This window comes from Vibrio sp. V42_P2S4T144, assembly GCF_009904715.1.
GTDB classification, from domain to species: Bacteria; Pseudomonadota; Gammaproteobacteria; order Enterobacterales; family Vibrionaceae; genus Vibrio; species Vibrio alginolyticus.
This window is the reverse complement of sequence record NZ_WXWS01000616.1, coordinates 1-12,384: the sequence shown is the minus strand read 5'-3', so window position 1 is coordinate 12,384 and position 12,384 is coordinate 1. Positions and strand designations below refer to the sequence as shown.

Here is a 12,384-nt window from a genome sequence, read left to right as displayed (position 1 = left end):
GACGCAAATGGCAGGCTCTAACCAGAGCTAAGTTTGCATTTACATAAATATCAGGTATGACAATGGACACGTTAATCAAACCCTCAATACTCGCATTAACCATCGCCAGTGCACTTAGTGCAAACGCGAACGCAGAGATTATTATTTCCCAATACGTAGAAGGCGGCGCTTATAATAAAGCGGTAGAGATCGCTAATACGGGTGATACTGCGGTGACACTCACTGGCTACGAGTTGGCGAAATCATCAAACGGTGGTGGTACTTGGGGTAGCACATTCGACCTTAGCCAAGTGATGCTACAAGCTAACCAAGTGTATGTACTGGCGCATGGTGACGCGAGCGATACCATCAAAGCTATCGCGGATATTACAGATAAAAGCGTCGCGAACTTTAACGGTGATGACCCGATCGCACTGCTTAAAGATGGTGAAGTACACGACATCATCGGTGTGATGGGTGACGTAGATTTTGGTAAAGACACCACATTAGTTCGTAACAGTGATGCACTAACCCCTTCTGCTACTTATGATGCATCTCAGTGGACGGCATTTGAGAAAGACAACATTGACGGCCTTGGTGAGCTAAATGCGACTGAGCCACCAGCACCATTCGCTTGTGAAGTAGACGGTCAGCAACCTAACTTCACTACCATCCAAGATATTCAAGGTGAAGGCGATACGTCTCCATTCATTGATGGTTACCCATACATTACTGACGAAGATCATTTCGTAACTGGTGTCGTGACTGCTGTTACCACTGGCCTAACCAAAGGTTTCTACCTACAAGCACTAGAAAGTGATAACAACGACAAGACCTCAGAAGGTTTGTTCATTCATACCGATGCGGCAGACACGGAGCTAAAAGCTGGTGACGTTGTTTGTGTGAAAGGTAAAGTTCAAGAGTACTACAGCAATACTCAGCTAGCTTCTGATGCTAACAGCTATGTGAAAACAGGCACCTCTGAAACCCCTCGAGTTACCGATCTTGTTATCAAAGAAGGTGAGACACTACGTGATGCGCTAGAGCGTCATGAAGGCATGCAAGTTGAGTTGACCTCGGCAAGTGACTTGTTTGTAACTCGAAACTTCTCTTACGACTACGATTCACGTCGTAACAATATGATGCTCTCTCATGAAGCGCCATTGTTAAAGCCGACTCAATTACACGCGGCAGAGAGCGATGCAGCCGTTGAGCTAGCAAAAGACAACGCAGCGAACCGCGTATACCTAGAATCAGATGGCAAAGCACCAAACGGCCAAATCCCATACTACCCAGATTTTGCTAAAGATGCAGATCAAGATGGCTCTTCAGAGCAGCACATTCGCCTTGGTTCTCGAGTAGAAGGTCTACAGGGTGTCGTGGCTTACAGCTACAACGAATACCGCCTGATTGCGACAAATGAAGTCAATAACACCAACTTCGTGACTTCAGGTGAAGGCTTCGACGTGGCTCGTAAAGATGCCCCAGCGATTGCGGACTCAGATTTGCGTATTGCAAGCTTCAACGTACTGAACTACTTCAACTCCGTGGCTGACAGTGGTCATGAAAACCCAACCGGACAAAACCGTGGTGCGACTAATCTAGACGAATTCCTGATCCAGCAAGCGAAAATCGTTGCGGCGATGAACAAGATGGACGCAGACGTTATTGGTTTGATGGAAGTCGAGAACAATGGCTTTGGTGATGGCAGTGCTATCCAAAACTTAGTTGATGCCCTAAATGCTGAGATTGATGACGCTGAAGATCATTACACGTATGTCGAAATCGAAGAGCAAGACAAATACCAAGACGAATACTTTGGCAGTGATGCGATCATGGTGGCGATTTTATATCGTGCTAACGCAGTAACGCCAAAAGACGCTGCAAAAGTGATCATCACGCCAGAGCAGCACATTGCAGAAAACACAATTACTCGTAAAGAGGGCACAGAAAGTAACCCTGCTTACGATAAGTACCAACGCCACAGTCTACTTCAGACCTTTACGGTGAAAGAGACGGGTGAAGATTTGTCTATTGTCGTAAACCACTTTAAGTCGAAAGGCTCTGAGTGTATTGAAGAGTGGATTGCTGGTGTAGAAGATTCTGAGCCAGCGGATCTGCAAGGCAACTGTAACAACTTCCGCGTTTCTGCTGCGCACGCAGTGGGTGAAGCGTTGAAAGAGGTGAAAGGCGATGTATTGCTCATGGGCGACCTCAATGCTTATGGCATGGAAGACCCACTTCTGACACTGACTGATTACTCGAAAGAGAAATACGGCCGTGACATTTATACTGCTGCTTACACAACCATTGGTGATGGTGAACTTCAAGTAGAGAAGACCAAAATTGAAAAAGGTTACGGTCTGCACAATTTAAACACGTTGCTGCACGGCACTGATACGTTTTCTTACACCTATTCGGGCGAGCTGGGTAATTTGGACCACGCATTGGCAAGCAGCAGCCTAGCGCAAAAAGTGGTAGCAATTGAAGATTGGCACATCAACTCACTAGAGAGTAACTTGTTCGAATACAGCAGCAAGTACACAGGTGATATGCCGAAGTACAAAGATGCGTTCTCTGCCTCTGACCACGATCCAGTGATCATCGCGATTGATTTACCAGATGATGACATCGATTTACCTAAAGCAGGTGACAACTTAGCCGTCGATGTCCGTTTACCACCAACGGCGGTTGTGGGCGATATTGTTACGGTGAACTTAACGCCATCCACACAAGCGGCTGCGGCAAGCAGCGATACGAAAGCTTACTCGGCTAGCCAAACCTTAGTTCAAGCTGATATTGATGCGCGTAGCGTGAATATTGAGTTTGAACAAACGCCAGAGCAAGGTAATTATCAGTTAGAAGAGAAAGTGACTGACTCGACAGGTAATATCGTGAAGTTTAGCTCTGTTCGTGATGTTTCAATGACGCAAACTGAAGCTGGAACAGAAGGGTCGAAGGATTCAGATGGTGGTTCGTTTGGTTTTGGTGCTCTATTTGCGCTGCTAGGTCTCGGCTTATTCCGTCGTCGCCGCTAAGCGAATTTACTTCCTGACAAACAGTTCCTAAATAACTGTAAAGACCAAAGGCCAGCCTATGCTGGCCTTTTTATTCAGCAAAAACTTGCCTTTCTTGCTTGGTATAGCAAAATACCGCCCTTGATTGTCACGAACGTGGCGATTCACTACGTAAGCATTGCCAAAACGGATTGGAGCAACCGACCCTTTATGTTGTTGATCATCGATAACTACGACTCTTTTACCTACAACCTTTACCAATACTTCTGCGAGCTTGGTGCAGACGTAAAGGTGGTGCGTAACGATGAAATCGATATCCAAGGCATTGAGGCGCTCAACCCAACTCATTTGGTGATCTCGCCAGGGCCATGTACGCCGAACGAAGCAGGTATTTCACTGAAAGCGATAGAACACTTCGCTGGTAAGCTTCCAATATTGGGTGTTTGCCTTGGCCATCAAGCGATAGCGCAAGTGTTTGGGGGTGAAGTGGTACGTGCACGACAAGTGATGCACGGTAAGACCTCACCGATTCGTCATAACGGTCGTAGTGTGTTTAAAAATCTGAATAACCCACTCACGGTAACCCGTTATCACTCTCTTGTGGTGAAAAACGGTACTTTACCCGACGTGTTTGAACTGACTGCATGGACAGAACTGCCGGACGGAAGCATGGATGAAATAATGGGTTACCAACATAAAGCCTTGCCAATTGATGCGGTGCAGTTCCACCCAGAATCAATCAAAACTGAGCAAGGTCACGAGTTGCTTGCGAACTTTTTAGCACGCAAAGCGATCTGATCGCGATCACTTTTCTTAACAAATCATTCATCTTTTTGCTGAGGTGAGCAGATTGCAAAACTATGCGATTCTCTCGAGTCTCTTTGTCTATTCATGTCTTTTTAAACCTTCTATCCCCTGTATTACATAACATTTATAAAAAATCACTTCTCTATTTTACTTTCTTGATGCATAAATAGTCATAAGCAGTGATTAATGGAAGTTGCTTTCGAGAACGAAAAGAATAAATCACTATTGAAATGGTTAATTAAATGTAAATACAATGCCGCAATAGCTTAAATGCAAAACATTATTTGCTGGCAAAGAGAGCCGGTTAAATTCGCTTATCTGCTACGCATGCGGTATCAAGAAGGAATGTGCAATGACAACGGAAATTAAAGTAGAGCGCGGTTTATTCGATGAGGTAATGGTACCTTGCTATAACCCGATGGAAATGATCCCTGTTAAAGGTAAAGGTTCACGTGTTTGGGATCAGGAAGGTAATGAATACATCGACTTTGCTGGTGGTATTGCAGTGAGCTGTCTTGGCCATTGTCATCCAGTAATGGTAAACGCACTAACAGAGCAAGCTAACAAGCTTTGGCACTTAAGTAACGTTATGACGAACGAACCAGCCCTTCGTCTGGCGAAAAAGCTAACAGAAGTGAGTTTTGCTGAGCGTGTGTTCTTTGCTAACTCTGGCGCAGAAGCAAACGAAGCCGCTTTGAAGCTGGCACGTCGTTATGCAGCAGACGTTCATGGTACTGAGAAATCTGAAATCATTGCATTCAAACAAGGTTTCCACGGTCGTACATTCTTTACCGTAACGGTTGGTGGCCAAGCGGCATACTCTGACGGCTTCGGTCCTAAGCCAGGCGACGTGACACACCTTCCTTACAACGATATCGAAGCTTTACAAGCACACATGTCTGATCGTACTTGTGCGGTCATGATGGAGCCACTACAAGGTGAAGGCGGCATCGTGCCACCAACGCCTGAGTTCGCTCAAGCGGTTCGCGAGCTGTGTGACAAACACAACGCCTTACTGATCTTCGATGAAGTGCAAACTGGTAATGGCCGTACAGGTAACTTCTACGCTTACCAAGGTTTAGGTATCACGCCAGATATTCTAAGTACTGCGAAATCACTTGGTGGCGGTTTCCCAATCGGTGCAATGCTAACGACAGCAAAATTGGCAGAGCACATGAAAGTGGGCACTCACGGTTCTACATATGGCGGTAACCCACTAGCGTGTGCGGTTGCAGAAGCGGTTGTAAATGAAGTCACTAAGCCAGAGGTTTTGGCTGGTGTACTAGAACGCGAAGCAATGTTCCGTGAAGGTCTAGAGAAGATCAACGCGAAGTACAACATCTTCTCAGAAGTGCGCGGTCAAGGCCTATTACTTGGCGCTGCACTAAATGAAGAATGGCAAGGCCGTGCGCGTGACGTGCTGGTTGCTGCAGGTAAACAAGGTCTCATGGTATTGGTTGCGGGTGCCAATGTCGTACGTTTCACACCATCACTCGTTATCACACAACAAGAAATTGAAGAAGGCTTGGCGAAACTGGATAAAGCGATCGCGACTTTAGTTTAAGCGCGATATCAGTTTAAACGTCAACGCAGACACCCCCGTCAAGGATCTCTGATGGGGGAATTGTTCCTACAATATAGTTAGGATCTTCTTGCATCTGGAGGGAGTATTGATGCTAGTAGTTCGCCCTATCGCGATGTCGGATTACGACGCACTGCACACTTGTGCGGTGGAGTCTGGTCACGGATTTACATCTCTACCGGTTAACGAAGAACTGTTAACCAATCGAATCAAACATTCAGAGTACAGCTTTGGTAAGCCAGATGTGGCAGAACCAGGCGATGAAGGCTACCTGATGGTTGGCTTTGACTCTGAAACGGGTGAGGTTGCGGGTACCACCGGAATCGAAGCATCTATCGGCTGGGATGTCCCATTTTACTCATATCACATTAGTAAAGTTGTGCACTCGTCGCCAAAGCTTGGCGTTAACAACGTCGTTAAACTGCTTACTTTTGGTAATAACTACACGGGTAACAGCGAAATTTGTACCTTGTTCTTGCGTGAGAAATTCCGCCAAGGTCTGAATGGTCGTCTAATGTCGAAGTGTCGTTTCCTAATGATGGCAGAGCACCCAGAGCGCTTCTCTGAAACGATCTTTGCGGAGATGCGAGGCGTTTCAGACGACGAGGGTAATTCACCATTCTGGCAATGGCTTCAAGAGCATTTCTTCTCTATCGATTTCACGCTTGCAGATTACCTGACAGGTATCGGCAAGAAAGGCTTTATCGCCGACTTGATGCCGAAACTGCCTATTTACATCAATCTGCTCAGCCCAGAAGCGCAAGCCGTGATTGGTCAAGTACATGACAACACGCGTCCAGCGCTGAAGCTGCTTGAGCGTGAAGGTTTTACCAACCGAGGCTACGTCGACATCTTCGACGGTGGCCCAACGGTTGAGTGTGATCTGCGTAATATTGAGTCGGTACGTCATTCATTCCGTGCGCAAGTCAAAATCTCTGAACATTCCAGCACACAAGACTTCTTGATGTGTAATTCATCTTTCGAGAACTTCCGTGCGACAGTCACTAAAGCGGCGTATGACGCAGAAACACAAAGCGTGATGATTGCACCAGACGTTGCGGATGCACTTTCGGTTGAAGAAGGGGATTTCGTTCGCCTTCTTCCGCAGTAACAGACGACAGAATTTAAGGATAGAAACAATGACACATTGGATTGCAGGTGAATGGGTACAAGGTCAGGGTGAAGCATTTACGTCTCTGTCGCCGTACAACCAAGAAGTGATCTGGCAAGGCAAAGGTGCAACGGCAGAGCAGGTGAACCAGGCGGTATCTGCAGCGCGTGAAGCGTTTATTGACTGGAAAAAGCGTCCATTTTCAGAGCGTGAGGCAATCGTGTTGGCTTTTGCGGAGAAAGTAAAAGAGAACAGCGAAAAAATCGCCGAAGTGATTGCCAAAGAAACCGGTAAGCCGATTTGGGAAACGCGCACTGAAGCAGCAGCCATGGCAGGTAAAATTGCCATTTCGATTCGCGCTTATCATGACCGCACTGGTGAGGCGAGCCGTGAAGCAGCAGGCAACCAAATCGTATTGCGCCACCGCCCATTGGGCGTGATGGCGGTGTTTGGTCCTTACAACTTCCCAGGCCACCTACCAAATGGTCACATTGTGCCTGCGCTACTGGCTGGTAACACGGTAGTCTTCAAACCGTCTGAGCAAACGCCATGGACGGGTGAATTGGCAATGAAGCTATGGGAAGAAGCCGGTCTGCCGAAAGGCGTGATTAACCTTGTTCAAGGCGCGAAAGAAACTGGTATCGCCCTAGCTGACGCAAAAGGCATCGATGGCGTACTGTTTACGGGTAGCGCAAATACGGGGCATGTATTACACCGTCAATTTGCGGGTCAACCGGGCAAGATGCTCGCACTAGAAATGGGTGGTAATAACCCGATGGTGATCTCTGATAAATATGGTGATTTGGATGCCACGGTTTACACCATCATCCAGTCAGCGTTTATCAGTGCTGGGCAGCGTTGTACGTGTGCTCGTCGTTTGTATGTGCCATTGGGTGAAAAAGGCGATGCGCTTATCACCAAACTCGTTGAAGCGACACGCAATATTCGCGTAGACCAACCATTTGCAGAACCTGCGCCATTTATGGGACCGCAAATTTCGGTCGCGGCAGCCAAGTTTATTCTTGATGCACAAGCTAATCTACAGTCTCTTGGCGGTGAAAGCTTGATTGAAGCGAAAGCAGGAGAGGCGGCGTTTGTTTCTCCTGGCATCATTGATGTAACGAACATTGCTGAGTTACCAGATGAAGAATACTTCGGCCCACTTCTGCAAGTGGTGCGTTACGAAGGGTTAGACAAAGCCGTGGCGCTAGCAAACGATACGCGCTTTGGCTTATCTGCTGGTTTGGTCTCAACCGACGACCAAGAATGGGAATACTTCGTTGACCACATTCGTGCAGGTATCGTGAACCGTAACCGCCAGCTCACTGGTGCAAGCGGTGATGCGCCATTTGGTGGTCCGGGGGCGTCGGGTAACTTGCGCCCAAGCGCTTACTACGCAGCAGATTACTGTGCGTACCCAATGGCATCAATGGAAGGTCAAGAGACTGTCTTGCCTGCAACATTGAGTCCAGGTGTAGCGCTATAAGTTTTAATAATAGAGTCGCAACTATGCATTGCGGCTCACCTTGCCAGCGCATCATTTAGGTATGGGTTGTAGTGATCGTTGGCAGAACACGAAAAGTGAGCAAAGACTCGGAAAAGCGTGTTGACTGACTGGCATTTACCGTCACAGGTTGATGGTTGCTCGTTCATTATTCTGGACAACTTTTGTTGTGAACGAGCAGCCAACTTCCGCTTACCTTTAAACTCTACATCTCGTAACAAGGAGTCGTTATGACGCCCGATGTGTTATTTGAATCGCTATGGCAAGATTACATTCAACGTCTTTGCCCTTCGGCTGCTAAAGTGCATCAGCTGCTTCAAGAAGATGAGCCTCTGATTAATGATCATATAGCTTTACGTACCTTCAATATCGCGCCTCTTGGTATTGAAACTCTAGCTAAGCCATTTGTAGCTATTGGTTACAAGGCGTGTGGTGATTACGTTTTCGAAAGCAAAAAGCTGGTTGCTAAGCACTATGAGCACCCAGATCCGAAGCAACCTAAAGTATTTATTAGTGAGCTAAAAGTTGAAGAGTGCTCTCCTGAGCTACAAGAGATTGTGAAAAATTTGGTGGCACAAGTCGATGCTGACAAGCTGAACGATAGCGCATTCTTACATGGTGGACGCTTGTGGGATTTAAGCTTTGCTGATTACCAAACGTTGGCTAAAGAAAGTGAGTACGCATCTTGGCTTGCGGCGCATGGTTACGGAGCAAACCACTTCACGGTGAGCGTTAACCAGCTCAATGAATATGAAGAAGTGAAGCAGGTAAACGATCATCTGCGTACCGCTGGGTTTACCATTAATGAAAATGGTGGTGAAGTGAAGGGCACTCCTGAGGTGTTGCTAGAGCAGTCATCGACCATGGCAGATAAAGTAGCGGTTCGTTTTAGCGAAGGCACTGAAATTATCCCTGGCGGGTTTTATGAATTTGCTAAGCGCTATCCGATGGAAAATGGTGATTTGTACCCAGGTTTCGTGGCCGCTTCAGCTGACAAAATCTTTGAAAGTACGAATGGCTAAGTTTTAGGGTTAACCTGTTAACCTGTTAACCTGTTAAGCTTACTCATTAGTGTTCGCTGTACCCTATCTCATTTGGTCATGAGCAAATAAAAAGCCACCAATGTTGCCATTGGTGGCTTTTATAATTTTGTTCGTGTCACTCTAGTTCGAGATTAACGAGTCCCGTAAACAACGATAGTTTTACCGTGCGCAGAAATTAGGTTCTGCTCTTCTAGCATCTTCAAGATACGACCTACTGTCTCACGAGAACAGCCAACGATTTGACCGATTTCTTGACGAGTGATCTTGATTTGCATGCCGTCTGGGTGAGTCATTGCGTCTGGTTGTTTTGCAAGGTTCAGAAGCGTCTGAGCGATACGACCAGTTACGTCTAGGAACGCCAGGTCACCCACTTTTTGGCTAGTTACTTGTAGACGACGAGCCATCTGCGCAGAAAGACGCATTAGGATGTCTGGGTTTACTTGGATAAGCTGACGGAACTTCTTGAAAGAAATTTCAGCAACTTCACAAGGAGATTTAGCACGAACCCAAGCTGTGCGCTCTTGGTCTTCCTCGAATAGACCAAGTTCACCAATAAAGTCTCCTTGGTTTAGGTAAGAAAGGATCATCTCCTTACCTTCTTCGTCTTTGATAAGAACCGCAACAGAACCTTTAACGATGTAGTACAAAGTTTCTGCCTTTTCGCCCGCGTGAATTAGCGTGCTCTTTGAAGGGTACTTATGAATATGACAGTGTGAAAGAAACCACTCTAATGTTGGGTCGGTTTGAGGTTTACCTAGAACCATAATATCTCACTTCCTCTGCAGGGTACGCTTGCGCTATCCATATTTTAGCTAAGCCTGAATTAGGCCTACTAGAATAAGAGCACTTTTTATATGCTGCAAGCTCTCTTGTGTTTCGGTAAGAAATAGTATCCTTTTTCGAAAACGATTTCTTGATTTTAATCGTGCCATGATTGAGATTTTGTAAGCAAAACTGTGCACATGATCACGGTATGAAAAGTAAACATCTTCGCAGGCAGGTTTTTAGCCAATTTTCCCTGTTTCGATGAGCTGTTGTAGGATAGGCCGAACTATGAGCTCCATTGCAAAGCTCATCTTACCGCCGGGTACGACAATCGTGTTGTGGCGTGACATGAATGAGCCATCAATCATGGCCAGCAGATATGGGAAGTCGACATTCTTGATACCGCGTAGGCGAATCACCACAAAACTCTCATCCAAACTAGGGATGCCTTTTGCATTAAGTGGGTTGGAAGTATCAACGGTCGGTACGCGTTGGAAGTTGATGTGAGTACGAGAAAACTGCGGAGTGATATAGTTGAGGTAATCGTCCATGGATCGCACGATTGAGTCCATTACCGCTTCACGCGAATGGCCGCGATCGCGAGTGTCACGTACGAATTTTTGGATCCACTCTAAGTTCACAATCGGCACCATGCCAATTAAGAAATCCACATGTTGAGCAACATTAACCTCGCCATCGACCACGCCACCATGTAACCCTTCATAAAACAGCACGTCGCTGTTTTCGGGTAAGTCTTGCCACGGTGTAAACGTGCCTGGCATTTGATTGTAGGGAACCGCTTCGTCAAACGTGTGCAGATAACGGCGCACGCTGCCAGTGCCGTCATGCCCGAACTTACGGAAAAACTCTTCTAATCCCGGGAAGTCATTAGCTTGTGGGCCAAAGTAGCTAATGTGTCGACCTTGCTCGCGGGCTTTGCGGATTTCGATGTCCATTTCTGGGCGAGTAAAGCGATGGAAGCTATCGCCTTCAACCCATGCGGGTTTAACGTTCATCATATTGAACATTTTACGGAAGGCTTCAGATGTAGTGGTCGTGCCGGCACCGGACGAACCAGTAACCGCAATAATTGGGTGTTTAGCTGACATGACAAACCTTGTCGAAAATTACTTACCTGTAATGTGCAGTAGAGTTACTACTGCACGGTCGATATCCCACTATAGCACGTAACAATACCTTGTCATCGAGTGGGATACGGTAAAATGTGAAGGGTCTAAAATTTTGTTTTATGCTGAATATCGACGGTTTCGTGTAGCTCAGAGAACACGATAACCGCTTCACCTTTTTCCAATTGAGCTTTAACTTGATCAATTTTGTCATGCAAAGAAACCTCGACGGTTCCGTAATCCGTTCCTTCGCGTAAGACGAATTCACGAATTAAGTTTTCCAATGTTTCCGGCGCAATGTCTTGCCATGGAATGATCATAAATACCTCTAACTTTTATGATGAGCGGCTAGTTTACTGCGTTCGTTGCTTGGATACAGCAGAAAGGTAATCTGCGGCGATACTTTCGTAATACGCGGGCAGCGCTTCCTCCAACCAAAACTTAGGTTTTAACGCCGTTCCTGTCAGGAAGCCAACATGGCCACCGTGCTCAAAGAGACGGTAATCAATGTTATCTGGCAGAACAAACTTCGGTATCACATCATCGGTCATGAACGGATCGTCTTTGGCATGGATGATCAGTGTGGGTAGCGTGATTTGCTGTAGTTTACTTAAGCCAGAGCATTGGTCGTAATAATCTTGTGCGTCTTTAAAGCCATGCAATGGTGCGGTAATCAAATCATCGAATTCATACAGCCGTGTGACACGTTTGATTGAGTTGTAGGACAGCGCCAGCTCGCCATGCAGTAGATGATGCTTTTGTAACGCGTTACGTTTCAGTGAAGAAAGCAGATAACGGCGATACACTTTTGAAAAGCCTTGTTCTATACGGTTCGCACACGCCGCTAGGTCTAAAGGCGCTGAGATAATAGTCGCTGCATTCAAAATAGGGTGGTCTTTATATTGGGCTAAATAATTCGCCAACATGTTACCGCCAAGAGAAATACCAACCGCAACTTTGGGGTTATCAGGAAAGCGTTGCTCAAGGTGCTCTAAGAAGTGGCGGGCGTCAGTCACTTCACCAGAATGATAGGCGCGAGCTTTCTTGTTTGGCTTACCGCTACAACCGCGGAAATGCATCATCACCGACAGCCATCCAGATTGAGCAAATGCATTCATTAGCCCATTGGCATAAGGGCTATAGAAGCACCCCTCTAATCCATGAAATAAAACAAAAATCGGCTTTTTTTGTGCAGGCTCTTGGGTTGGGTTCTCGCTCCACGCGAGATCGAGAAAGTCGCCATCGGATGTATCGAGGGTTTGCCAAATCGGCGTAAACAACGCTTTTTTGCGAATAAAACGCGGCAAAAGCGTTTGGAGATGCGGGTTTTTGATCCCGGCGGCTGCGAAAAATTGTGTCATACCTAACTGCTCTTATGCGGTCCTTCGGTGTCCGTTGAAGAACTTATTAATATAATCCTTTATAAAGATTATAGGTATTCTACAGATT

At 46.5% G+C, this 12,384-nt stretch carries 10 protein-coding genes; 6 read left to right on the top strand and 4 right to left on the bottom strand.

Translation table 11 applies throughout. The features are described 5' to 3' along the window. Positions 1–62 precede the first annotated feature (62 nt). The 6 genes from CAG68_RS20145 (at position 63) to CAG68_RS20120 (ending at position 9,022) form a co-directional block, all read left to right on the top strand. Positions 63–3,017: an ExeM/NucH family extracellular endonuclease gene (locus tag CAG68_RS20145; protein WP_161441570.1), complete on the top strand. Its 2,955-nt coding sequence runs from the start codon at positions 63–65 to the stop codon at positions 3,015–3,017. A 189-nt stretch (positions 3,018–3,206) separates the two neighbouring features. Next, the gene (locus CAG68_RS20140; RefSeq protein WP_031780782.1) at positions 3,207–3,794 is read left to right on the top strand and encodes an aminodeoxychorismate/anthranilate synthase component II; all 588 of its coding nucleotides are present in this window, start codon (positions 3,207–3,209) and stop codon (positions 3,792–3,794) included. 361 nt (positions 3,795–4,155) lie between these two features. After that, positions 4,156–5,367 (top strand): aspartate aminotransferase family protein, encoded by a 1,212-nt coding sequence (locus tag CAG68_RS20135; RefSeq protein ID WP_064354372.1) that lies wholly within the window; start codon positions 4,156–4,158, stop codon positions 5,365–5,367. 109 nt (positions 5,368–5,476) lie between these two features. Beyond that, the gene (gene astA / locus CAG68_RS20130; protein ID WP_005381422.1) at positions 5,477–6,496 is read left to right on the top strand and encodes an arginine N-succinyltransferase; all 1,020 of its coding nucleotides are present in this window, start codon (positions 5,477–5,479) and stop codon (positions 6,494–6,496) included. Between the two features lie 28 nt (positions 6,497–6,524). Beyond that, positions 6,525–7,982, top strand: coding sequence for a succinylglutamate-semialdehyde dehydrogenase (gene astD / locus CAG68_RS20125; RefSeq protein WP_005381424.1), 1,458 nt, complete (start codon positions 6,525–6,527; stop codon positions 7,980–7,982). 248 nt (positions 7,983–8,230) lie between these two features. Further along, positions 8,231–9,022 carry a DUF1338 domain-containing protein gene (locus tag CAG68_RS20120; RefSeq protein ID WP_042523639.1) on the top strand — a complete coding sequence of 264 codons (792 nt, stop codon included), beginning with the start codon at positions 8,231–8,233 and terminating at the stop codon, positions 9,020–9,022. Positions 9,023–9,174: 152 nt separating this feature from the next. Here the strand turns inward: CAG68_RS20120 and crp are convergent, their stop codons facing one another. The 4 genes from crp to CAG68_RS20100 all read right to left on the bottom strand — a co-directional run bounded on the left by crp (position 9,175) and on the right by CAG68_RS20100 (position 12,296). Continuing rightward, entirely contained in the window at positions 9,175–9,807 is a 633-nt protein-coding gene (gene crp, locus CAG68_RS20115) for a cAMP-activated global transcriptional regulator CRP (protein ID WP_005381432.1), read from the bottom strand. A gap of 240 nt (positions 9,808–10,047) precedes the next feature. Further along, complete coding sequence (locus CAG68_RS20110) at positions 10,048–10,917, bottom strand: phosphoribulokinase (protein WP_086047074.1); 870 nt, start codon at positions 10,915–10,917, stop codon at positions 10,048–10,050. A 125-nt stretch (positions 10,918–11,042) separates the two neighbouring features. Further along, positions 11,043–11,255 (bottom strand): YheU family protein, encoded by a 213-nt coding sequence (locus tag CAG68_RS20105; RefSeq protein WP_005381436.1) that lies wholly within the window; start codon positions 11,253–11,255, stop codon positions 11,043–11,045. A gap of 33 nt (positions 11,256–11,288) precedes the next feature. Further along, on the bottom strand, positions 11,289–12,296 hold the full coding sequence (locus tag CAG68_RS20100; protein WP_086047073.1) for a hydrolase: 1,008 nt from the start codon (positions 12,294–12,296) through the stop codon (positions 11,289–11,291). Positions 12,297–12,384: the final 88 nt, after the last annotated feature.